19 protein-coding genes and 4 tRNA genes are annotated in these 23,032 nt (G+C 55.6%); 5 read left to right on the top strand and 18 right to left on the bottom strand.

Annotated elements, in window-relative coordinates; all coding sequences use genetic code 11:
- Window positions 1–168: 168 nt before the first annotated feature.
- From BLT77_RS15730 to tig, 7 genes are all read right to left on the bottom strand, one after another.
- Window positions 169–2,028: a SurA N-terminal domain-containing protein gene (locus BLT77_RS15730; RefSeq protein WP_090367159.1), complete on the bottom strand. Its 1,860-nt coding sequence runs from the start codon at window positions 2,026–2,028 to the stop codon at window positions 169–171.
- Window positions 2,029–2,127: 99 nt separating this feature from the next.
- A tRNA-Asp gene (locus BLT77_RS15725) sits at window positions 2,128–2,204 on the bottom strand.
- A gap of 48 nt (window positions 2,205–2,252) precedes the next feature.
- Window positions 2,253–2,525: a nucleoid-associated protein HU-beta gene (gene hupB, locus BLT77_RS15720; protein ID WP_028114642.1), complete on the bottom strand. Its 273-nt coding sequence runs from the start codon at window positions 2,523–2,525 to the stop codon at window positions 2,253–2,255.
- 291 nt (window positions 2,526–2,816) lie between these two features.
- Window positions 2,817–5,165 (bottom strand): endopeptidase La, encoded by a 2,349-nt coding sequence (lon, locus tag BLT77_RS15715; protein WP_090367157.1) that lies wholly within the window; start codon window positions 5,163–5,165, stop codon window positions 2,817–2,819.
- Window positions 5,166–5,319: 154 nt separating this feature from the next.
- Window positions 5,320–6,600: an ATP-dependent protease ATP-binding subunit ClpX gene (gene clpX / locus BLT77_RS15710; RefSeq protein WP_028114644.1), complete on the bottom strand. Its 1,281-nt coding sequence runs from the start codon at window positions 6,598–6,600 to the stop codon at window positions 5,320–5,322.
- A gap of 71 nt (window positions 6,601–6,671) precedes the next feature.
- Window positions 6,672–7,289, bottom strand: coding sequence for an ATP-dependent Clp endopeptidase proteolytic subunit ClpP (clpP, locus tag BLT77_RS15705; RefSeq protein ID WP_090367154.1), 618 nt, complete (start codon window positions 7,287–7,289; stop codon window positions 6,672–6,674).
- Between the two features lie 91 nt (window positions 7,290–7,380).
- The gene (tig, locus tag BLT77_RS15700; RefSeq protein WP_090367152.1) at window positions 7,381–8,691 is read right to left on the bottom strand and encodes a trigger factor; all 1,311 of its coding nucleotides are present in this window, start codon (window positions 8,689–8,691) and stop codon (window positions 7,381–7,383) included.
- 410 nt (window positions 8,692–9,101) lie between these two features.
- On the opposite strand from tig, the gene BLT77_RS15695 reads away from it, so the two are divergent.
- Entirely contained in the window at window positions 9,102–9,386 is a 285-nt protein-coding gene (locus tag BLT77_RS15695; protein WP_090367149.1) for a hypothetical protein, read from the top strand.
- 316 nt (window positions 9,387–9,702) lie between these two features.
- Here the strand turns inward: BLT77_RS15695 and BLT77_RS15690 are convergent.
- From BLT77_RS15690 to BLT77_RS15680, 3 genes are all read right to left on the bottom strand, one after another.
- Window positions 9,703–9,778: transfer RNA gene (locus BLT77_RS15690), tRNA-His, on the bottom strand.
- Between the two features lie 7 nt (window positions 9,779–9,785).
- A tRNA-Arg gene (locus BLT77_RS15685) sits at window positions 9,786–9,862 on the bottom strand.
- A gap of 179 nt (window positions 9,863–10,041) precedes the next feature.
- Window positions 10,042–10,118: transfer RNA gene (locus BLT77_RS15680), tRNA-Pro, on the bottom strand.
- A 209-nt stretch (window positions 10,119–10,327) separates the two neighbouring features.
- Here BLT77_RS15680 and folD point away from each other — a divergent pair.
- Complete coding sequence (folD, locus tag BLT77_RS15675) at window positions 10,328–11,182, top strand: bifunctional methylenetetrahydrofolate dehydrogenase/methenyltetrahydrofolate cyclohydrolase FolD (RefSeq protein ID WP_090367147.1); 855 nt, start codon at window positions 10,328–10,330, stop codon at window positions 11,180–11,182.
- Window positions 11,183–11,279: 97 nt separating this feature from the next.
- Here folD and cysS read toward each other — a convergent pair whose 3' ends face one another.
- Window positions 11,280–12,650 (bottom strand): cysteine--tRNA ligase, encoded by a 1,371-nt coding sequence (cysS, locus tag BLT77_RS15670; protein ID WP_090367146.1) that lies wholly within the window; start codon window positions 12,648–12,650, stop codon window positions 11,280–11,282.
- A 204-nt stretch (window positions 12,651–12,854) separates the two neighbouring features.
- On the opposite strand from cysS, the gene BLT77_RS15665 reads away from it, so the two are divergent.
- The 3 genes from BLT77_RS15665 to BLT77_RS15655 all read left to right on the top strand — a co-directional run bounded on the left by BLT77_RS15665 (window position 12,855) and on the right by BLT77_RS15655 (window position 14,968).
- Window positions 12,855–13,349: a peptidylprolyl isomerase gene (locus tag BLT77_RS15665; protein ID WP_028114650.1), complete on the top strand. Its 495-nt coding sequence runs from the start codon at window positions 12,855–12,857 to the stop codon at window positions 13,347–13,349.
- Entirely contained in the window at window positions 13,339–14,097 is a 759-nt protein-coding gene (locus BLT77_RS15660; RefSeq protein ID WP_090367144.1) for a UDP-2,3-diacylglucosamine diphosphatase, read from the top strand. Before BLT77_RS15665 ends, BLT77_RS15660 begins: the two co-directional genes overlap by 11 nt.
- A gap of 271 nt (window positions 14,098–14,368) precedes the next feature.
- Window positions 14,369–14,968, top strand: a complete 600-nt coding sequence (locus BLT77_RS15655) for a Yip1 family protein (RefSeq protein ID WP_090367142.1) — start codon at window positions 14,369–14,371, stop codon at window positions 14,966–14,968.
- Window positions 14,969–15,103: 135 nt separating this feature from the next.
- Here BLT77_RS15655 and purF read toward each other — a convergent pair whose 3' ends face one another.
- The 7 genes from purF to BLT77_RS15620 form a co-directional block, all read right to left on the bottom strand.
- Window positions 15,104–16,618 carry an amidophosphoribosyltransferase gene (gene purF / locus BLT77_RS15650; protein WP_090367140.1) on the bottom strand — a complete coding sequence of 505 codons (1,515 nt, stop codon included), beginning with the start codon at window positions 16,616–16,618 and terminating at the stop codon, window positions 15,104–15,106.
- Window positions 16,619–16,672: 54 nt separating this feature from the next.
- Window positions 16,673–17,161: a CvpA family protein gene (locus tag BLT77_RS15645; RefSeq protein WP_090367138.1), complete on the bottom strand. Its 489-nt coding sequence runs from the start codon at window positions 17,159–17,161 to the stop codon at window positions 16,673–16,675.
- Between the two features lie 135 nt (window positions 17,162–17,296).
- Complete coding sequence (locus BLT77_RS15640) at window positions 17,297–17,812, bottom strand: SPOR domain-containing protein (protein ID WP_090367137.1); 516 nt, start codon at window positions 17,810–17,812, stop codon at window positions 17,297–17,299.
- A gap of 3 nt (window positions 17,813–17,815) precedes the next feature.
- Complete coding sequence (gene folC, locus BLT77_RS15635) at window positions 17,816–19,069, bottom strand: bifunctional tetrahydrofolate synthase/dihydrofolate synthase (RefSeq protein ID WP_090367135.1); 1,254 nt, start codon at window positions 19,067–19,069, stop codon at window positions 17,816–17,818.
- Entirely contained in the window at window positions 19,069–19,935 is an 867-nt protein-coding gene (gene accD, locus BLT77_RS15630; protein WP_090367133.1) for an acetyl-CoA carboxylase, carboxyltransferase subunit beta, read from the bottom strand. The genes folC and accD overlap by 1 nt, the downstream gene beginning before the upstream one ends.
- Before the next feature lie 223 nt (window positions 19,936–20,158).
- Window positions 20,159–20,950 (bottom strand): tRNA pseudouridine(38-40) synthase TruA, encoded by a 792-nt coding sequence (gene truA, locus BLT77_RS15625; RefSeq protein ID WP_090367131.1) that lies wholly within the window; start codon window positions 20,948–20,950, stop codon window positions 20,159–20,161.
- 263 nt (window positions 20,951–21,213) lie between these two features.
- On the bottom strand, window positions 21,214–22,884 hold the full coding sequence (locus BLT77_RS15620) for a FimV/HubP family polar landmark protein (protein WP_176819340.1): 1,671 nt from the start codon (window positions 22,882–22,884) through the stop codon (window positions 21,214–21,216).
- Window positions 22,885–23,032 lie beyond the last annotated feature (148 nt).

Below are 23,032 nucleotides of genomic sequence, written 5' to 3'. Positions count from 1 at the left end.
GCCACAGTAGAAATTTTTCAGGCAAGCTTATCCAAAAGCGATGATAACGAAAAGGAAAAGCTGGCACATCCGACCATCCATCCCGCCCCACAAACGACAAGCGCAGCCGAGGCTGCGCTTGTGGTATTGCAGATTGACCGGCATTGCCGGTCCGCCTGGCCTGAAGGCTTACTCAGCTACAGGATAGCTGATGTCGGCGTTGGCGCGCAGTGCAGCCACCAGAGCCTGGTAGCTGCCCTGTCCCATCATGCTGGCCATGCGCAGCTTCAGGCTTTCTGCAAGCTGGGCGTCGGCATCGCCGGCACTGACCTTATCCAGAGCCACAACGGCGTAATCACCGCTGCTCATCTGAATCGCTGCGTAGGAGCTGCCCCCGGCCGGTTTGGCCATGGCAAACACCTGCTGAACCAGCTGGCCATCCACCTCGGCGCTGCCCATGCGGCCCATGGCGTCCACGGCCACCATGCCGTCCAACTCGGAGCCGGACTTCAGCTCGGCCAACTTGGCCTCTGCGGCAACTTTAGCCTGTGCGGAGGCTTCTTCCGCCACCAACTGGGCCTGGATCTGGTCACGAACCTCGACCAGAGGCTGGGTTCCTGCTGGCTTGTAGTCCTTGGCTCTCACCACCAGCACATGACCGCTCTCCAGCTCGATGATGTCGCTGTTCATGTTGTCCAGCACCACGGCATCGGAAAACGCCGCGTTCAGCACTTTCGGATCGCTAAACGGCGCCGGTGCATCGAAGCGGTTGAACAGTTCGGTGCTCTTCACCTCACCACCCACTTCCAGCGCGGCATCTTCCAGGTTTTCGGGGATCTGGAAGCTGACATCGGCCAGCAGTTGTTGCAGCTCGTAGAAGCGCTCCTGGGCCTGCTCAGACTTCACCGCGGTCTCGATGTCGGCGCGAACCTCGGCAAGCGGCGCCACGGCACCGGTTTCAACATCTTTAGTCAGAACAATCTGGTAGCCGTAATCGGTCTTCAGAACCTCGGAAACCTGACCTTTATCCTGGCCAAAAAGGGCCTGGTCAAACTCCGGATCCATCACCCCTTGCTCAAACCAGTCCAACTCACCGCCATTGTCGGCGGAGAAGTCATCGGAGGCAGTCTTAGCCACCTCAGCAAAGCTCTCACCACCGCGGATACGAGCCAGGGCATCGTCCGCCTTGGCTTTGGCGGCGTCATCGTCACCCTCGATCAGAATGTGGGCTGCCAGACGGCGCTCCGGCTTCTGGTACAGGTTCTGATGGCCATCGTAGTAGGCCTGAATCGCCTCTTCGGAGGCATCCACGTCCTTCATCAACTGCTCAACCGTCAGTTCGACGTACTCCAGGCTCACCTGCTCGGCGGTAGCAAAGCGGTCCAGGTTCTTGTCATAGAACGCCTGAATCTGCTCATCGCTGATGGCAACACCGGCTTCAAAGTCGGCCTTGGCAATGGTCAGGTAACGGAAATCACGCTGCTGCTGCTGCAATGACACCAGGCTCAGCGCCTGCTCGGTAGTGACAATCTCGCTGCCAAGCAGAGTGCGCAACAGTTGGTTACGAACCATATCGCGACCGATCATGGTGGCCAGCTGATCCGGCGTCATGTTGACCTGACGCAGCACGGCCTGGTAGCGGTCGTTGTTGAACACCCCGTCCTGCTGGAACTCGGGCATCACAACAATGGCCTGCTTAATCTGCTCATCAGAAACGCGCAGACCCAGGTCTTTGGCCTTTTGATCAATCAGACGTTCGGCAATCATGCGCTCCAGCACGGACTGGCGCACGCTGGCCATCCAGTTCGCATCGGCAGACAAGGTATCGAACATCTCGCCCATCTGCTGGCGCAGGCGGCCCTGCTCGTTCTGCAGTGCCTTATCCAAATCATAGCGGGTAATATCTTCACCGTTGACGGTCACAGCATTTACCTGGGCACCTGAGCCCAAGTAGCTGTAAATACCTGACAACGCGAATGAGAGAATCACTGCGCCCAAAATGATCTTGGCGGCGCCACCCTGTGACCCTTCACGAATTTTCTCTAACATCTGATGTCTCTTCTGGATCGAGCTAGAACGGGTAATACCAAATCGCAGCTTGGTACCTATAAAAAAAGCGCATCGTTGATGCGCCTTTTAATAAAAAACTGGCGGAGTAGACGGGACTCGAACCCGCGACCCCCGGCGTGACAGGCCGGTATTCTAACCAACTGAACTACCACTCCGAAACTAAAAAACGCTCACGATTGTGTCGCTGAGCGCTTTCTGGTTGTTTAGTTTACCGCGTCTTTTAGCGCTTTACCGGCTTTAAATGCAGGGATCTTCGCCGCAGCGATCTTGATCTCTTCACCAGTTTGTGGGTTACGACCAGTACGCTCTGCGCGCTCGCGTACTTCAAAAGTACCGAAACCTACCAGAGAGATCTTGTCACCCTCTTTCAGAGTGTCGGTGATTGCTTCAATGAAAGAGTCCAAAGCACGGCTGGCTGCTGCTTTAGAGATATCAGCACCAGAAGCAATTTGATCGATCAATTGAGATTTGTTCATTTCATCCCCTTCAATTCTAATTTTGCGCCGTCGCCATTCCATCGCTAGCGCGGTCTGCGGAGAGTTTTATATCAAGCCTAAATTCAAAGTTCAAGCATTCAGAGAACCACAATTTCCTAATCAGGATACCGCTCAAAGCCAGTCATGCCGCGCTTTTTAGCGCACTGAGCCTTGGTTCAAAACATACACTACACATGGAAATCGAGATTGAAAAGCCCTTTTTTCGGTTTTTCGACCTAAAACAAAAATGCGCTCATAAAAAAGCGCATTTTTGTTGATTAATGACCAAGATTACGCCACTGAAACAAAGCCTTCCGGTGGATTTTCCAGTGCCAGATTGAGAACTTCGTCAATCCATTGCACCGGATGGATGGCCAAATCCTTCTTAACGTTGTCCGGAATCTCTTCCAAATCACGTTCATTTTCCTTAGGGATCAGTACGGTTTTTATCCCACCGCGGTGTGCGGCCAGCAGTTTTTCCTTCAATCCGCCAATGGGCAACACCTCACCCCGAAGGGTAATTTCACCGGTCATGGCGACGTCGGCTTTGACCGGATTTCCGGTCAAACTGGACACCAGTGAGGTGCACATGGCGATGCCCGCAGACGGCCCGTCTTTCGGCGTTGCCCCTTCGGGAACGTGTACATGGATGTCCCGTTTTTCATAGAAATCCGGATTAATCCTCAGCTTCTCGGCCCGGGAGCGCACCACCGTCATCGCCGCCTGAATCGATTCCTGCATCACATCGCCCAGGGAGCCGGTATAGGCCAGCTTGCCTTTACCCGGTACCGAGGTCGCTTCAATGGTCAGCAGATCGCCGCCCACTTCGGTCCAGGCCAGACCAACCACCTGACCGACCTGGTTATTTTGCTCGGCTTTTCCATAGTCAAAGCGCTGAACACCCAGATATTCCTTGATATTATCGCCGTCCACCGTCACCGATTTCAGCTTCTTATCCAACAACAACTGCTTCACCGCCTTACGGCACACCTTGGAGATTTCACGCTCCAGGCTACGTACCCCCGCTTCGCGGGTGTAGTAACGGATAATGCCCATGATGGCACCGTCATCGATGGTCAGCTCACCCGCCTTGAGGCCATTGCGCTTCAGCTGCTTGGCCAGCAGATGCTGCTTGGCGATGTTGAGTTTTTCATCTTCGGTGTAACCGGACAGGCGAATCACTTCCATGCGATCCAGCAGCGGCCCCGGAATGTTCATGGAGTTGGAGGTGGCCACAAACATCACGTCCGAGAGGTCATAATCCACCTCCAGGTAGTGATCGTTAAAGGCGTTGTTCTGCTCGGGATCCAGCACCTCAAGCAGCGCCGACGCCGGATCACCGCGCATGTCCGAGCTCATCTTGTCGATCTCGTCCAGCAGGAACAGCGGGTTTTTCACCTCGACCTTGGCCATCTTCTGAATCAGCTTGCCGGGCAGTGAACCAATATAGGTACGGCGGTGACCGCGAATCTCCGCTTCGTCACGCACGCCCCCCAGTGCCATGCGAACGTATTTGCGTCCGGTGGCCCGGGCAATGGACTGCCCCAATGAGGTCTTACCCACCCCTGGAGGCCCCACCAGGCACAGAATCGGCCCCTTCAACTGCCGCACTCTCGACTGTACCGCCAGGTACTCAAGAATGCGGTCTTTGACCTTCTCCAGACCATAGTGGTCGGCATCCAAAATCTGCTGAGCGCGGGCGATGTCCTTTTTCACCTTACTGCGCTTGGTCCAGGGCACGCTGATCATCCAGTCGATGTAACTGCGCACCACCGTGGCCTCGGCAGACATCGGCGACATCATCTTCAGCTTGTTCAGCTCAGCCTCGGTTTTCTCCTTGGCTTCGGCCGGCATACCGGCTTCATCGATCTTTTTCGACAGCGCTTCGAACTCATCAGGCACGTCATCCAGCTCACCCAGCTCTTTCTGGATCGCCTTCATCTGCTCGTTGAGGTAGTACTCGCGCTGACTTTTCTCCATCTGCTTCTTAACGCGGCTGCGAATCTTCTTCTCCACCTGGAGGATGTCGATCTCGGACTCCATCATCGCCATCAGGTATTCCAGGCGTTCGGTGACGTTCCCCATCTCCAGAACAGCCTGCTTCTCTTCCAGCTTCAGCGGCATGTGGGCCGCCATGGTGTCTGCCAGTCGCGCCGCTTCATCGATACCGTTGAGCGAGGTCAGCACCTCGGGCGGAATCTTCTTGTTGAGCTTGATGTAGCCTTCAAACTGACCAATGGCGGTGCGGACCAGCACCTCCTCTTCCTTTTCGTCCATCTGGTCGGTCGCCACATAGCGGGCATTGGCCACCAGAAACGGCTCTTCATCGGTAAAGGTTTCAACTTCCGCGCGCTGGCTGCCTTCCACCAACACCTTGACGGTGCCGTCGGGCAGTTTCAACAGCTGCAGGATGGAGGCCACGGTACCCATCCGGTACACGTCATCGATGCTGGGTTCGTCCAGCTCTGCTTCTTTCTGAGCCACCAGCAAGACCTGCTTGTCTTGCTCCATTGCCGCTTCCAGACAGCTGATCGATTTTTCACGACCAACAAATAAAGGGATCACCATATGGGGGTAGACCACCACATCCCGCAATGGCAGAACCGGGATATGGATAAGGTCGGAGCGCTCTATTGTCATGGCTCTATTCCATTTCAGCTACCAGCCTGTGGGAAACACAGGCTATCTATAATTCAGTATATGGGGGCGTTACAGCCAGTTTCAATCGTTAATTAATACGTAAAGCATAAAAAAAAGGAGCCAAAATGGCTCCTTTTTTCAATGTGCTACCGACTTATTCAGCGGAGGCCGCCTGGGCGTCGGAGCCATCGTAAATCAGAATGGGAGCCGATTCGCCTTTAATCACAGACTCATCGATCACCACCTTACTGACGTTTTCAGTGGACGGCAGGTCGTACATGGTGTCCAGCAGTACCCCTTCGACGATGGAGCGCAGGCCACGGGCACCGGTCTTACGTATCATCGCCTTGGCGGCAATGGCACGCAATGCATCGTCACGGAACTCCAGTTCGACATCTTCCAGTGCCAGCAAGGCACCGTACTGCTTGGTCAACGAGTTCTTTGGTTCCTGCAGAATCTGGATCAAGGCTTCTTCATCCAGCTCACCCAGGGTAGCCACCACCGGCAGACGACCGATGAACTCAGGGATCAAACCGTATTTGACCAAATCTTCCGGCTCAACCTGCTGGAAGGTTTCGGTCAGCGACTGAGTGTCGTTCTTACCGCGAACCTCGGCACCAAAGCCGATACCGGTTCCGGTCAACGCACGCTGCTCAATCACCTTGTCCAATCCGGCAAAAGCGCCACCACAGATAAACAGAATCTTGGAGGTGTCTACCTGCAGGAACTCCTGCTGTGGATGCTTACGGCCACCCTGAGGCGGTACCGCCGCCACGGTGCCTTCAATCAGCTTCAGCAACGCCTGCTGCACACCCTCACCGGAAACATCCCGAGTGATGGAGGGGTTGTCGGACTTACGGGAGATCTTGTCAATCTCGTCAATGTAGACGATGCCGCGCTGGGCTTTCTCTACGTCGTAGTCACACTTCTGCAGCAGTTTCTGGATGATGTTTTCCACATCTTCACCCACATAACCGGCTTCGGTCAGGGTGGTGGCATCGGCCATGGTGAACGGCACATCCAGCAATCGGGCCAGAGTTTCCGCCAACAATGTCTTACCGGAACCGGTAGGACCGATCAGCAGAATGTTACTCTTACCCAGCTCCACTTCGGCGTTGTCGCCGCCATGGCGCAGTCGCTTATAGTGGTTGTAAACGGCAACCGACAGCACTTTTTTCGCCTGTCCCTGCCCAATAACATAATCATCCAGGTGAGCGCGGATCTCATGGGGCGTCGGCAGGCGATCACTGTCCCGCTTCGGCACCAGCTCCTTGACCTCTTCACGAATAATATCGTTACACAGGTCCACACACTCGTCACAGATGTAAACAGAAGGGCCGGCAATCAGCTTACGCACTTCGTGCTGGCTCTTTCCACAGAAAGAGCAGTACAAAAGTTTGCTGTTTTCACCGTCTCCCTTGGAGATATCACTCATTCAGCTACCTCATCACTGTGCCTGTCGCCGTACCATACCCTTCAGTGTATGCCACCGGCGACCGCTTTGCTTTACTCTACGCCGCGCTTGGTCAACACCGAATCGACCAGGCCGTATTCAACGGCGTCATTGGCACTCATGAAGTTATCACGGTCGGTATCACGCTCGATGATCTCCAGTGGCTGACCGGTATGTTCAGCCAACAAGGTGTTCAACTTCTGCTTGATACCAATGATCTCTTGAGCGTGGATTGCGATATCAGAGGCTTGCCCCTGGAAACCACCCAACGGCTGGTGAATCATCACCCGGGAGTTTGGCAGTACATGCCGCTTGCCCTTGGCTCCACCGGCCAGCAGGAAGGCGCCCATGGAAGCCGCCTGTCCCATGCACACCGTGCTCACGTCCGGCTTGATAAACTGCATGGTGTCATAAATCGACATACCTGCGGTTACCGAGCCACCGGGTGAGTTGATGTACAGATAGATATCTTTATCCGGATTTTCGGACTCCAGAAACAGTAACTGGGCCACCACCAGATTCGCCATATGATCCTCAACCTGGCCGGTCAAGAAGATCACACGCTCTTTCAGCAGGCGGGAGTAGATATCGTATGAACGCTCCCCTTTCGCGGTTTGTTCAACCACCATAGGGACCAGTGCATTGAGTGGAGATTCGAGCAAATGCTGCATATTCAATCCGTTTCCTAACAAAATGGCTCGCATGAGAACAACCCCATACGAGCCATAATATGATTGGCCTGACAGGCCAAGTCAAATCAACTTAAGCGCTAGGCTGTTGTTGATTCATGAACTCTTGGAAGTTCACTTCCTTATCAGAAACTTTAGCATCCGCCATCAGGGCGTCAACCGCTTGCTCTTCCAGAGCAACGTTGCGCATGTTCTGCATCATTTCCTGGTTGTTGTTGTAGTATTCAACAACTTCCTGAGGATCTTCATAGGCAGATGCCATGGAAGCGATCAGGGCGTTAACGCGCTCGTCTTCCACTTTCAGTTCTTTCTGCTTGATCACTTCACCCAGCAGCAGGCCAACGCGAACGCGACGCTCGGCTTGCTCGGTGAACAGCTCGGCTGGCAGCTCAGGCATGTTTTGAGCCTGTTGGTTACCAAAGCGCTGCATCGCTTGCTGACGCAGAACGTTGATTTCGCCTTCAACCAGTGGCTTAGGTACGTCGATCTCGTTGGCCTTCAGCAGACCGTCCAGAGCTTGCTCTTTAACCTTGGCTTTCAGAGCCTGGCTCAGTTCACGCTCCATGTTCTTACGGATTTCCGCTTTCAGCGCGTCCAGGCCACCCTCTTCGATGCCAAACTTGGCAACGAACTCGTCGTTCAGCTCAGGCAGAACCTGGGCATCAACGCTGTGCAGCTTGATGGCAAACTGAGCCACTTTACCTTTCAGATTCTCAGCGTGGTACTCTTCAGGGAAGGTCACGTCGATGCTGAATTCGTCGCCGGCTTTCTTACCCAGAATGCCGTCTTCGAAACCAGGGATCATACGGCCGGAACCCAGAACCAGTTCAAAACCTTCGGACTTACCGCCTTCAAACGCTTCACCGTCGATGGAACCTTCAAAGTCCAGTTTCACCTTGTCAGAGTCCGCCGCTTCACGCTCAGCCGCTTCAAACGTAGCGTGCTGGGTGCGCAGAGTTTCGATCATGGTGTCAACATCAGCGTCGGTTACGTCGCAGACCGGCTTTTCGATCTCGATGTCGCTCAGACCCTGAAGCTCAACTTCTGGGTACACTTCAAACAGAGCGGCAAACTGCAGGTCTTCACCTTCGTTGCTGGCGATCACGTCAAAACGTGGCGCACCCGCTGGGTTCAGCTTTTGCTCAACGATGGCTTCAAAGAACTTCTGCTGCATCAGTTCGCCCATGGTTTCCTGGCGAATTGCGGCACCGTAGCGCTTCTTAAATACAGAAACTGGCACCTTGCCAGGACGGAAACCGTCCAGACGTACGCGCTTGGCTTCGGCCTTCATTTTTTCGGTTACTTTAGGCTCGAATTCAGCGGCCTCAACGGTAATAGTCAGGCGGCGTTCCAGGCCTTCAAGGGTTTCAAAAGAAACTTGCATTACGTTACCTCAAGTACTCGTGTTCTTGGTGACCAGCCGTGTCGTCAGCTGGCAAAAAAATATGCTGCGGTATAGTCAATGCAAACCGCGCGTATCAGGAGTGCTTGCAGACGCAATGATTGAAAAACCAGTGATTGCATAGAAACGGCTTTAAAATCGACTCGGAAACTCCGAAAACGCCTGCCACTACCTGCCTAAGCCAATAGTAGGACGCGCCATTATAGCCATAGGTATTGACGGAGTCGAGATGGCATTGTTAAAGGCGGGATAAGATCCCTTTCCGCCCTCCAATTGCTCGTTTGTTGTGCAACACTTACAGAAGCAGACCACCATGGAGGGGGCTTTTACAGAGAATGCAGGATGCCGGCATCAAACCTAATCGAAAATCAGCCCTGAAAAGGAGGTCCGCAATGAAAGCACAATATTGTCATATCGGCCAACAGATGATTGAAGTCACCTGGGCAGACGGGGTGATGACCATCAAAGGCCATGGAGTCCTTTCTGACAAGACCGTCGACATCCCCTATGAAGAGGCACTGCAGGCCGCGACCGCCTACGTCGATCAACATGGTGGGGAGCTGCCAACCCTGTACCGCGCCGGCTGGATCGCAGCAGAAAACCGCATCAGTCAAAAAGGGATCTATTCCAGCAACCCCGACTTGCAGGTACGGCAGGACAGAGCCCCGGAATCCTAGGCGGCGCAGACGCCCCTGTATAACAGCGGCCTTGAAACGGTGAAGATGGCATCCGCAACAACCGGACTCAAACATAAACAGAATAATATCGGCGAGGTAGGCTGCGCCCTGAATCCGCCATCGGTCTCCAATTCAAGACAACGAAGACGGTCAACGTCATCGACGATTCGAAGCAGCCAAAAACAGGTGATGGAAATAGAGCCCGAAAGGAGGGATGGTTGCCGCTAAAAATGAAACCACAACCGGAACCAGGCTGGGTGTAAACGGATTCCAGATACGAAAAAGCCCCTGAAAATCAGGGGCTTAATCTGGTAGATGGGGTGGCTGATGGGGATTGAACCCACGACAACCGGAATCACAATCCGGGACTCTACCAACTGAGCTACAGCCACCATTATATGGCGCACCCGGCAGGATTCGAACCTGCGACCAGCTGCTTAGAAGGCAGCTGCTCTATCCAACTGAGCTACGGGCGCAAGATACAACCTTACCGGTGTATTTTATTGTGTTTGGTGCCGACAAACCAGGTCGATCACCCCACACATAAAGAGTGGTCGGTGATAGAGGATTCGAACCTAAGAACGACCTCTGGCCCGCTTGTTCCAGAAGCGACGATGCGCTACCAGACAGTGCTATTCACCAAACACGCAATAAGTGGTCGGTGATAGAGGATTCGAACCTCTGACCCTCTGGTCCCAAACCAGATGCGCTACCAGGCTGCGCTAATCACCGACAAAGTGTTGTTGTTTCGAGGCTGTGCCCCGTCAACGGAGGCGAATATTAGCGGCGGCTCCAAGTCAGGTCAATCACTTTTTTACAAATGCCACCACGATTGGACAAATGCTGAACGTGAGACACACTAATACCATGACACTGATCAGTTTTACTGGCAAAATGCGCCCAGCGTCACTTAATCTCAACTACAAGGGAAGTTTGTAGGGATGACAGCATCACTAATAGACGGCAAAGCCATTGCCGCATCAATTCGACAGAACATCGCCTCTCAAGTCCAACATCGAACCAGCCAGGGGCTGCGGGCACCCGGTCTGGCCGTCATCCTGGTAGGCAGCGATGCCGCCTCTCAGGTCTATGTCGGCAACAAGCGCAAAGCCTGTGAACAGGTTGGCTTTGTCTCCAAAAGTTTTGACCTGCCTGCCGACACCACCGAAGCGCAACTGCTGACTCAGATTGACCAGCTGAATGCCGATACCAGCATTGACGGCATTTTGGTGCAGCTGCCTCTTCCGGATCACATCGACAGCGCCACCGTGATTGAACGGATTCAGCCGAACAAAGATGTCGACGGTTTCCACCCCTACAACGTCGGCCGGCTGGCTCAGCGCATCCCGGTACTGCGCCCCTGCACGCCTCTGGGCATCATGCAGCTGATCAAATCCACCGGCATCAAAACCCACGGACTGCATGCCGTGGTCGTCGGCGCATCCAACATCGTTGGTCGGCCGATGACCCTGGAACTGCTGCTACGCGGCTGTACCACCACCACCTGCCATCGCTTTACCGACGATCTTCGCCACCATGTGGCCCAGGCCGATCTGCTGGTGGTCGCGGTGGGCAAGCCAAACTTTATTCCCGGCGAGTGGATCAAGCCCGGAGCCATCGTCATCGATGTCGGCATCAACCGTCAGGCCGACGGCAAGCTGGTGGGGGACGTCGAATTCGAGGCCGCCAGCCAGCGCGCCTCGCACATTACGCCGGTCCCCGGCGGAGTGGGGCCGATGACCATCGCCTGCTTGCTTCAGAACACCCTGTTTGCCTGCGAGCAATACCACAGCTAAGTACGGTGCTAAGTTTAAGCAGGGCAGACACCACCCGGCCCTGGCTTCCAACCAATAAAAAGCCCGCTTTCGCGGGCTTTTTTGTGGAAGTAAGTGGTTACTTGCGACGCCAGGAGGTGCCACCAGCACCATCTTCCAGCACAATGCCCATGGCGGTCAGGGCATCCCGGGCTTCGTCGGCCTTGGCCCAGTCTTTGGCCGCTCTGGCATCGTTGCGTTGTTGAATCAGTGCCTCAATCTGAGCCACTTCGTCATCGTCGCCACCGCCCTGAAGGAACTGCTCTGGCTGCTGCTGCAAAATCCCCAGTACCCCGCCAAGATTGCGCAGCGTGGCCGCCAGCCCGGCAGCGTCACCGGCCTGCTCTTTGGCAATGTTCAGTTCACGGGCCAGCTCGAACAGCACCGATACCGCTTCTGCGGTATTGAGGTCATCGTTCATGGCGGTACGGAAACGTGCCAGGTACTCTGGCAACACCTCTCCCTGCTGCGGCGCATCCCGCAGCGCCGTGTACAGCCGCTCCAGAGAGGCATGGGCCTGGTTCAGGTTCTCTTCCGAATAGTTCAACTGACTGCGGTAGTGGCTGGACAGCAGGAAGAAGCGCACCGCTTCGTGATCGTATTGCTTGAGCACATCACGAATGGTGAAGAAGTTGCCCAGAGACTTGGACATCTTCTCCTTATCCACCTGCACCATGCCACCGTGCATCCAGTAGTTGACGTAGTTGTTATCATGGGCACAGCAGCTTTGCGCCACTTCGTTTTCGTGGTGAGGGAACATCAGATCCGAACCGCCACCATGGATATCGAACACCTTACCCAGATGCTTGCCGTTCATGGCGGAACACTCGATGTGCCAACCGGGTCGACCCAGGCCCCACGGAGACGCCCAGCTCGGTTCGCCAGGCTTGGCACTTTTCCACAGCGCGAAATCCATGGGGTTGCGCTTGTCCTCTTCCACATCCACCCGGGCACCGGCTTGCAGTTGCTCCAGATCCTGACGTGACAACTTGCCGTAGTCGGCAAAGGTATTCACCTCAAACCAGACGTCGCCCTTATCGGAAACGTAGGCATGGCCCTTCTCCACCAACACCGCGATCATGTCGATGATCTCCTGCATATGGCCGGTCACCGTGGGTTCGATATCCGGACGCAACAGACCCAGGGCATCAAAATCCTCGTGCATCGCCTGGGTGAAGCGCTCAACCAGCGCCTCACAGCTTTCGCCATTCTCAGCGGCGCGACGGATGATTTTGTCATCCACATCGGTAACGTTGCGCACGTAAGTCACGTCCATACCCAGCGAGCGCAGGTAACGCACCGCGATGTCGAACGCCACATAGGTACGCCCATGACCGATGTGACAGTAGTCGTAGATGGTTACCCCACACACGTACAGGCCCACTTTGTTGGGCTCGATGGGAGTAAAGGTCTCTTTCTGTCGGGTCAGCGTATTAAATATCTTTAGCATTGTGGCGCTCGTTATACTGTTTGACGGTACGTAAAAATCAAAGGCCCAAGTCTATCACGAGTTCAGGGCTTACGGAGCGGGTTTTTGTTATCACTCAGATCGATGGCCAGCATGCACAAGAGTTGGCCGACTCGCCTTCACCGGCTTCCTAGTCCCTTGTGGATAAGGTAAAATTTGCCAACCATAACTGAAGAGGTCCCTATCATGGTGACACTGACTACCAATTTCGGCGACATCAAGCTGGAACTGTTTGCCGACAAGGCGCCCATTACTGTTGAGAACTTCCTGTCTTACGTGAAAGACGGTTTCTACGACAACACCATCTTCCACCGCGTCATCGACGGCTTTATGGTTCAGGGTGGTGGCTTCACCCCGGACATGCAGCAGAAAGAGAACGGTGGCGGCATTCAGAACGAAGCCAGCAACGGCCTGTCCAACAAGACCGGTACCATTGCCATGGCCCGCACTCCGGATCCACACTCCGCAACGGCCCAGTTCTTCATCAACGTCAATGACAACACCTTCCTGGACTTCAAGAGCGAAACCTCTCAGGGTTGGGGTTACTGCGTGTTCGGTCAGGTTGTTGAAGGGATGGACGTGGTCGAGAAGATCAAAGCCGTGAAAACCGGCAACCACGGCATGCATCAGGACGTGCCGCTGGAGTCCGTGGTTATCGAGAGCGCCAAGCTTGAAGACTGATAACCTTCAGAGGGTCGCTGCCAGCGGCCCTCGCACCCTGTTTATCGGTGATCTCCACCTGAGTGCCGAGCGACCGGACATTACCCACGCCTTTGCCCGCTTCCTGGCCAAAGAGCTGCCGGGTGCCGATGCCCTTTACATCTTGGGGGATCTGTTCGAAGCCTGGATTGGCGATGACGACCTGACCGAGTTCAATCTGGAGGTAGCCTCGCTGCTGCATCAGGCCCGTCAGTTTGCCCCCATCTACTACATTCACGGCAACCGCGATTTCCTGATCGGGCCGGATTTTGCCAAGCGCGCCGGCCTGGTGCTGCTGCCGGAAGTGGATACCCTCGACCTCTATGGTGTGCCAACGGTGATTCTGCACGGCGACAGCCTGTGTACCGCCGACACCGAGTATCAAAAGTTTCGTCGCCTTCGCAACAAGCCCTGGTTCCGGCTGGTGCTGCTGTCGCTGCCACTGAAGCTAAGGCGGGCGCTGGCACGGCGAGCCCGGGCAAAAAGCAAAGTCGCTACCTCAGGCAAAGATCAGAGCATCATGGACGTCACCCCTAGGGCGGTCGACAGACTGATGCAACAGACCCAGACCCACCGCATGATCCATGGCCATACCCACCGCCCCGCCGTTCACCAGCTCAACGACGAGAGACAGCGACTGGTTGTCGGCGACTGGTATCAGCAAGACAGCGTACTGCTGGTCACACCGGAACAGTGTCAGCTGTCGAGCCAGGCTCTGCCTAGCACCTGACCGCCCCGACCGCACTGAATCAAACTCACGAGCCATGCACAACAAGCGGAGTTTTTGTGATGCAAGTCAAATTCCTGCTTGACTCAAACGCCGCAATCCCTAATAACTAGTACTACCTGCTCTAAAAATGATCAGACCGTCCGCGTTTCGCCCCACTCACAATGGCACCGAAACCCGTCGAGGGATCACCGACAGAGCGAGTAAGCAGTAGTTGTATCGTCTGAAGTTCCGACGACTAACGCACATTGACGTTTAGCAGGGGATAATAACTATGATACTCAATCATTTATGGGGCCTGTATACCCATCCGCGTGAAGAGTGGCAAAACATTGAACGCACCCACGAAGGGATTGGTGCCAGCCTCACTCACATTCTGGTCATTGCACTGATTCCCGCCATCTGCGGCTTCTTCGCCAGCAGTTACATTGGCTGGAGCATCGGTGCCGGCGAACCCATTAAATTAACCCAGGCCAGTGCCGTGAAAATGGCCTTCGCCATGTATTTCGCGCTGATTGCCGGCGTGTTCCTGTTGGCCTATCTGGCCCACTGGATGGCTAAAACCTTTGGCGCAGACCCCACCACCACCCAGGCGGTGGAACTGGCCGCCTACACTGCCACCCCGTTGTTCATGGTCGGCTTTGCCACCCTGTATCCAGAGCTGTGGTTTGTGATGATGGTCGGTTTGGCGGGCATCGCTTACTCGGTGTACCTGCTCTATTCCGGGGTGCCCATCATCATGAACATTCCCGAAGAGCGCGGCTTCATCTATGCCAGCTCACTGGTAACCTGCGGGCTGGTGCTGCTGGTGGCAATACTGGCGGCTTCGGTGATCATGTGGAATCTGGGGTTTGGCCCCTCCTACGTCGGTTGACGCAGCAACGGCAGCATAAAAAAACGCGCCTCTACGGCGCGTTTTTTATTTCCAGGCAACCCCGTCTCGGTGCCAGCCAATTCAGGGAACAGGCTCTACCCACCTCGATAGCCAATCACCAAAGGTTCACAGCCCCTAAGGGTGACAGACGTTGTGAATCTCCAGGTTACTGCTCTGCTCAGAGTCCCGTTGGGCCTTGGCGTCATCACTGCGTGATGCGGTCAGCTGATCCAGGTAGCCCTGATCCACGTCCTGAGTCACGTACTCGCCATTAAACACCGAGGTATCGAAGCGATTCACCGTCGGATTCTCTTCGCTGACCGCCGCCACCAGATCCTCCAGATCCTGGTAGATCAGGCCGTCAGCCTTGATCAGGCTGCACACCTCTTCCACATCCCGGCCATAGGCGATCAGTTCCTGCGGGCTGGGCATATCGATGCCGTAGACATTGGGGAAACGAATCTCCGGTGCCGCAGAAGCGAAATACACCTTACGTGCGCCGGACTCCCGGGCCATCTCGATGATCTGCTGTGAGGTGGTACCCCGCACCACCGAGTCGTCCACCAGCAGCACGTTTTTGCCCTTAAACTCCTGACCAATGGCGTTGAGCTTGCGACGTACCGACTTCTTACGCTCCGCCTGTCCCGGCATAATAAAGGTACGACCAACATAACGGTTTTTCACAAACCCCTGCCGGTACGGCAGATCCAGTTCGTTGGCAATCTGGAGCGCGATGTCGCAGGAGGTTTCCGGAATCGGAATCACCACATCGATGTCATGATCTTCCCACTCCCGGGCAATCTTGGCTCCCAGTTTACGGCCCATGTTCACCCGGCTGGCGTATACCGAGATGCCGTCAATGGTGGAGTCCGGGCGGGCAAAGTACACAAACTCAAAGATGCACGGACTCAGCAGCGGCTGCTCGGCGCACTGTTTAGTAAACAGGTGGCCCTCAACGTCGACGTAGATCGCCTCACCAGGTGCCACATCCCGAATGTACTCAAAGCCCACGGCATCCAGTGCCACACTCTCCGAGGCCACCATAAACTCCTGGCCGTTGTCCGACTGACGCTTACCCAGCACCAGCGGGCGAATGCCGTTGGGGTCTCGGAATGCCACCATCCCCTGCCCCACAACCAGGGCGACACAGGCGTAGGCACCGCGCACCTTCTTGTGCAGTTGGCTGACGGCACTGAAGACCTGCTCGGCATCCAGTTGATAACCCGGCATCTGCTGAATCTCGTGAGCCAGCACATTCAGCAACAGCTCCGAGTCAGAGTTGGTGTTGATGTGGCGACGCATCTTGGCCATGGAGTCACTCAACTCATGGGCATTGGTCAGGTTGCCGTTGTGAGCCAGAGTAATACCAAAAGGAGAGTTGACGTAAAACGGCTGCGCCTCGGAGGAGCTGGAGGAGCCCGCCGTCGGGTAACGCACATGGCCGATACCCACGTTGCCTTGCAGACGCAGCATGTGTTTACTTTCAAATACATCCTTAACCAGGCCGTTGGCCTTACGCAACCGGAATGCTTCCGCATCCACGGTGACGATACCGGCCGCATCCTGGCCGCGATGCTGCAGAACAGTCAGCGCGTCATAGATGGTCTGGTTGACGGAGGAATGAGCAACAATTCCGACGATACCACACATTATTGTTGATCCTTATTCGGTAAGATGTTCATAGTTAGTAGGGTCATGGTTTTATTATATTTTTGGTAAAAAACTGGAGCTTTGCTCCAGGTATTGGAAGAACCATTGAATGACGACTTTGAATTCGGGAATCAACACCGAATCGTGCCACCAGCCCGAGGACGCGGCCCCGGTAAAGCTATCGAGGAAGAACAGCACCGCAGCCACCACCAAGGCTCCGCGGGCAGCACCGAAGACCACACCCAGCACCCGGTCGGTTCCGGTCAGGCCAGTTCGGTCGACCATCTGACCGATGAGGTAATTCAGCAGGCCACCGAGAATCAGTGTGGCCACAAAGAGAATTGAGATGGCGGCGCCATTTCTCAACATGGGATCGTCTATCTGGCTCAGATAAACCGCAAGATCTTCATAGAAGCGGCTGGAGACCAGGAAGGCCAGCACCCACACCACCAAAGACATCGCTTCGCGGGCAAAGCCGCGAACCAGACTAATAAGGACAGAAAGTCCAATGACAGCCAGTATGGCGTAATCAATCCAAACCATCACAGCGAGTATCGCCTCCGAATCTACGTTTGGGCGGCAATTTTAACAGAGCGCCCGCCCTTTCACATCTAAATTTCATCGACTGTTACATGCACTAAAAAGCCCGCATAAATGCGGGCTCTGTGCTGAATCAGGTTAAATATCAGTGGCCTTGTAGCGCACCAAGCTGCCGTTGAGTTCGGTCAGTTGGGCCAGGCGCGCCTTCTCTTTCACCAAGGCGTCTTTGGAGATGTCCGGCCCGACAAAGACCCGGTTCAAGCGACCCTCCACCGGCCTGGCGGGCACCGTATAGGCCCGAAACCCCTTTTCACGGAGTTGACTCACCAGATTATTCACGTTCTTGGCGTTCTTGAAAGTACCCAGCTGAATGGTCCAGCCTTGACGTATCTCAGTGGTCGACGGCGTCGGCTTAGTCGCCGCCTTGGACGCCGGCTTGACTGTCTCCTTCTCCGCCCCGGTGTCGGTCAGGGCAACGTCGTCAAACGCCTGCTCCGGCACAGGCTCGGGCAGAGACACCGGTCGCAGTGGAATGGTGGCAAAATTCTCCTGCACTCTCTGTTTTTCACCACTGAGGAGATCGGGAAGAAAGATCACCGCCAGTGCCGTCAGCACCAATGTGCCGACAATCCGGTTCTTTAACTGAGCAGACAAGCTCTATTCTCCTGCAATTGCGTGTTGCGCCTGAGCCACAGTGTAAAAGGAGCCAAACACAATGACTAGATCTAATTGTTGCTGCTGGCTCCGGGCCGCCGCCATCGCCTCGGCAACCGACCCATGGATCGACGCACCACCAACGGCCTCGGCAACACGTTCCCCATTACTGCCTCTGGGCACCGCCAGCGGAGCCGCGAACCACTCATCCACCACCGTCATCAGCGGCGCCAGTGACGCTTCGATCTCCTTGTCTTCCAACATGGCACACACTGCCAGCACCCGTCCCTGCCCCTTCATGGCTTCCAATCGTTGAGCCAGATAGCGCGCCGCATGGGGGTTATGGGCCACATCGGTATAGAGACGCGGTGACAGGCTCAGTGGCTGCATCCTTCCCGGCAGAGTGGCTGTCGACAAACCGGCAGCCAAAGCATCGACGCTTATTTCAGGCATCAGGCGATCGATAGCCGCCACCGCGGTGGCGGCATTCATGGCAGGCAACGCCGGCATGGGCAGGGCGTCGAGATGACGACCGGGGCGGCGGAACTGCCAGTGGTCGGCCCGATAGTCGGCGTGAAACTCATGCCCCACCCGAATCAGAGGGGTGCCCAACGCCTGGGCATACTCGGTCACCGAAGCCGGCAGATCCGGCTCTCCAATCACCGCAGCAACCCCGGTCCGAAAGATTCCAGCCTTTTCACGACCGACGGAGTCGCGGCTGTCACCAAGGTACTCCTGGTGATCCAGATCGATGGAGGTGATCACAGCCAGATCCGCATCAATCAGGTTGGTGGCATCCAGTCGCCCCCCAAGACCTACTTCAAGCAGCACCACTTTTGGCTTGTGCCGGGCGAACAGATACAGGGCGCCCAAAGCCGAAAACTCAAAGAAGGTAAGCTGAATCGGCCCGCGAGCCTGTTCGATGGCAGCAAAGGCATCCAGATGAGACTGATCATCCAGCTCGTTACCATCGACGCGCACCCGCTCGTTATAGCGATGAAGGTGAGGAGAGCTGAAGACACCGGTGCTAATTCCGGCCTGAAGAAGTATCGATTCCATCATGGCGCAGGTGGACCCTTTGCCATTGGTACCGGCGACGGTCACTACGGTGGAGTCCGGCAGGGCATCCAACGCCATGGCCTCGGCCACCTGACGCAGCCGGCTCAACCCCATGTCGATCTCCGACGGGTGTACCGCCAGAATAAAATCAAGCCAGTCCTGGAGGGACTGGCTTGAAAAAGGTGCCGCATTGGCCATTATTCGGTCTCTTGAGGCGCCGCGTGGGTAAACTTGCCCAGTATTCGAGCCAGGGTGTCGCGCATCTGACGACGATCGACGATCATGTCGATGGCCCCTTTCTCCAACAGGAACTCACTGCGCTGGAACCCTTCCGGCAGTTGCTCCCGCACGGTTTGCTCGATAACCCGGGGACCGGCAAAGCCGATCAGAGCCTTGGGTTCGGCCACATTGATATCACCCAGCATCGCCAGACTGGCTGAGACGCCGCCCATGGTGGGATCCGTCAATACCGAGATGTAGGGCAGCCCCCTCTCACTCATCTTGGCCAGGGCCGCAGAGGTTTTGGCCATCTGCATCAGGGAGAACAGCGCCTCCTGCATGCGGGCACCACCACTGGCGGAGAAGCACACCAACGGCAGGTTTTTATCCAGGCAGATCTCGACCGCCCGAACAAATCGAGCGCCGACCACGGAGGCCATAGAGCCGCCCATAAAGGCAAACTCAAACGAACACGCCACCACGGGTTGTCCTTTCAGCATGCCTTCGGCTGCAATCAGCGCGTCAGACTCACCACTGGCTTTTTCACCCTGGCTGATACGATCTTTATATTTCTTGGAATCCCGGAACTTCAATACATCCTGGGGCACCAAGTCAGTACCGATTTCATGCATGGTTCCTTCATCGAAGAACCCTTCCAGCCGTGCTCGGGCCCCGATTCGCATGTGGTGGTCACATTTAGGACACACTTCCAGATTACGCTCTAACTCTGCTCGGTAGAGGATCTGATCACAGTTACCACACTTGCTCCATACCCCCTCTGGTACGGAGTGGCGACGGGCCGCGACTGTTTTACTTTTCGGCAGGATTTTCTCTAACCAACTCATCGTCGCTAGTCCTGTAAATGATTGGCCTGATTAGGCGGTTATCTGCTGCAAACAGGCTATTATCTGAATAATAGTAGCCTGTTTTCGAATTCTATTTTCTGGCACCTGGGCTCAAACTGAACAAATTAAACCACAAAGGTCACACAGGCGATACTGAAAACTGGTCTAACCCGATAATTCTCAGGGAAAATGCGGCTAAATTCACTGCCTGGCGTTTAACTCTCTACAACGGGTCTGGTAAAAAAAGCGGCCCCGGTTCACTCGCCGGAATCGCAAATTGCTCCGGGTAGTCTACCTGAACCAGATACAGCCCCTCAGCCTTGGAGGTCGCCGAAGCCAGGTTGCGATCTTTGGCAGCCAACAACTCCGAAATCCACTCCACCGGCTGCTCCCCTTTCCCCACAGTCATCAATGACCCGACGATGTTGCGCACCATATGGTGAACAAAAGCGTTGGCCTTGATGTCGACAATCACGTAGTGATTACGACGACTGACGGTTAGGTGATGCACATTCCGCCACGGCGAGTTTGACTGGCACTGGATCGCCCTGAACGAGCTAAAATCCTGTTCACCCAATAACAGTTGACCCGCCTGGTGCATTAAGGTTTCATCCAGCTCGTGGTAATAGTGGCTGACGCCACTGCCCAGAATTGCTGGCCGGTATCGGTGGTTATAGATGATATAGCGGTAGCGTCGGGCCGTAGCTGAAAAACGGGCATGAAATTCATCGCTGACCGGCTTGGCCCAGCGTACCGCAACGTCCCCGGGAAGGTTGGCATTTAACCCCAATGTCCAGGCACGCTCGGGGCGAACCGCATCGGTATCAAAGTGCACGACCTGGCCAGTGCCGTGCACGCCGGCATCGGTCCGACCGGCACAAAACACCTCCACCGGATGATTGGCAACGACCGACAGGGCTTCCTCCAGTCGCTGCTGAACGCCAACCACTTCCCGCTGGCGTTGCCAACCAAAATAGCGACTGCCGTCATACTCAATTCCCAGTGCGACTCTCATACCCGTACTACCTGCTGTTCAAAAAGGGGCGCATTATACCAAATTACCGCAACTTTACCGCTGCCACCGTGCGGCCGAGCATTGTAATACCAAACCCGGTGTAGATCTGGTCTGCGTTGCTGAATTTTGTCGTCAACCAATTGCCGGATTACCGCAGTGCGACCTACCCGCCAGCCTGATACAAAACTGTGAGTTTTCCCTTTCGTTGGCACAAAAAACGGTGGCCTGAGCCACCGTTTTCCATCGATTCGTCGAACCGTTATCTACAGGCGATCCAGCAACTCCTGGGCTTCCCCCTGCTGGGCGCCGGCCCCCTTATCGATCACTTCCCGAAGCAACGCCTTGGCACTGTCCTTGTCATCGATCTCGATGTAAGCCCGGGCCAGATCCAGTTTGGCACTGTAACCACTGACCTCGTCATCCACGTCCACCCCGGACGGCTCACCAATCAGGCTGGTCAAATCCGGATCACCGATGTCCAGGTCAAGGCCATTGTAGGGCTCAACCTGAGCCTCATCGCTGTGGGACTCGTCCAGCAGTTTATCGATATCGATAAACTCCTCATCCCCGGTTTTGCCCATCTCCAGGCTTGGCTCATTGTCCACGCTCAGATCCAGTCTGCTGTCCACCGGCTCCGACTCGAGCGGCGCCTGAAGGGCCGGCTCATCGGCCTCCGGCTGAGACTCGGAGTCCACTGGCGAATGATCTTTGAGCAACGCTTCAATGTCATCCTCAGCCATGGCCATGCTGCCGTCATCACCATCGTTCATCAATTCGACCATGTCGGCACTGTCATCCAGGGCCACTCCAAGCTCAGACATCACCGTGTCCACATCCGGCTCGAGTTCGTTGATGGCCATGTTCGCCAACAGCTCATCGTTGAAATCAGGCTCCGAGGCCTGGGCATCGCCGCTTTCCATGGCCTGATGCTCCTGCAGCAACTCCTCCAACGACTGCACCGGTTCCTCGGCTTCGGTGGCAGAGGGTTCCAGCTGAATGGCCGCCGTATCCTGGCTGTCAGCCGATGCCGGTGCCGAAACGACGACGGCCGGCTCCGGGACTGAGGGCTGAATCGGATCCGAAACCTGAGCGATGCTGCCATCCGGCTCCGGCGAGCGGCGACGGATGTACAACCACACCAAGACCAACAGGAACAGGGTCGGTACCACTGCCGCAATGCCAACCAGCCAGGGTTTGGCCCACAACTGCTGCCAGATGCCACTCTCTTCAATGTCCTGAGCCGGTTCCACCACCTCTGCGGAGTTGGCGCTGGCCATGGGCGACACCAGTTGCTGCTCCAGCTCCCGATTGACGGCCTGCTGATCATCCAGGGCACTTTGCAGAGTCAACACCTGCTGGTTCAGTTCATCCAGGCGAGCCTTAAGCAGTTCATTCTGCTCCAGCATCGCCGCCATCTCATCGATGGAGTGCCCCAGCTCCTGTCGCAGACGACCAATCTGTTCCGCCGATTGCTGCTTTTGCAGGTTCAATTCATCGTTCAGGCGAGCCAGCTCTTTATCCACCCCGGGCGTGGTGGCCTGTTTCGGCGTCGGGGCTTGAGCCCCCACCGGCTTCGGCGCCACATTGGCCTTAGCTGCCACCGGTAAAGCACTCCAGCGCTTGTCGTCGGAAGAGGCGCGCGCCTTCGCTTCGGCCGGATCGATGGCCAGAATCACCGAATCATCTGGGACAGTGAGGATCATCCCCTTTTCAAGGGCATTGAGGTTCTGACTGCTGAACGCCTGAGGGTTGGCCTGATACAGCGCCAGCATGGTCTGGTAGACAGTCGCGCCTTCCGGTTGGTGGGCTTTGGCCAGACGCCATAAAGTATCGCTGGGGGAGGTCGGCCCGATGGTGACTTGCTTCAGTTCACCCTGAGGCCCGGCAACAGCCACCCCTTCGCCAACGGCATGTAATGAATACGAGCAGGCCATGGCCCCACTCAACAGGGCTACCAATACCCTTTGCTTTCCAGTCATTTTGCAGGCCCGCATATCTGTGTCTATGGTTTGATTTTTAAATGCTGCGATCTCAACACTATATCTCATCTGCCATAAGGACAACAGCAGTTGCTGGGACAGG

Origin of the sequence: Ferrimonas sediminum, from assembly GCF_900100175.1 — a bacterium.
GTDB lineage: Bacteria > Pseudomonadota > Gammaproteobacteria > Enterobacterales > Shewanellaceae > Ferrimonas > Ferrimonas sediminum.
Note: the sequence above shows the minus strand (reverse complement) of the source record. Positions and strands in the feature narration are given on the sequence as shown.